Source organism: Mesorhizobium sp. M8A.F.Ca.ET.218.01.1.1 (assembly GCF_004791165.1).
Taxonomy (GTDB): Bacteria; Pseudomonadota; Alphaproteobacteria; order Rhizobiales; family Rhizobiaceae; genus Mesorhizobium.
The window spans coordinates 1-631 of record NZ_SRUZ01000035.1 but is presented as its reverse complement, the minus strand read 5'-3'; the positions used below and the strand labels follow the sequence as shown (position 1 = coordinate 631).

1 protein-coding gene is annotated in these 631 nt (G+C 67.0%); it reads left to right on the top strand.

Translation table 11 applies throughout. The features are described 5' to 3' along the window. On the top strand, positions 1 to 631 hold a 631-nt coding region (locus EN861_RS34260; protein ID WP_210235211.1), incomplete at both ends, for a VCBS domain-containing protein.

Genomic DNA, 631 nt, shown 5'->3' with positions numbered 1-631 from the left:
CGGAAGGCGGCACGGCGAGCGGCAACGTGATTACCGGCGTCGGCAGCGACGGCAATGCGGCCGGCGCCGACACCAAGGGTGCCGACGGCGCCGCGGTGAGCGGCGTGACGGGTTCTGGGGCAACGACGGTGGTGGGCGGCGACTTCCATGTCGTCGGCCAGTACGGCACGCTGACACTGAGCCCCGACGGCACCTATAGCTACGTGGCCAATTCCAACATCAGCAACGCCTCTCCAGTGACCGATACCTTCACCTACACGCTGAAGGACGGCGACGGCGACACCTCGCAGACCACGCTGACTATCACCATCAATGACGGGGCCAACCCGTCGGTGGTCACCAACGCGGTCATCGCGGTGGACGAGGAAGGGCTCGGCACCGCCAATGCGACCGGCAGCGCGCCCGCGACCAACGTCGAGGACGGCAGCGGAACGGTGACGTTCCATGCCGGTTCCGACAACATCACCGGGGTGGCCTTCACATCGGTCGCCGGGATCACGGCGGACGTCAACGGAGTTGCCGGCGCCGACATCGTCTGGACGCTGGCCGGGCCGACCCAGATCACCGGCTCGATCAACGGCATCGACGCCATCCATATCGACCTGGTCGCATCGTCGCTGCCAATCCTGGC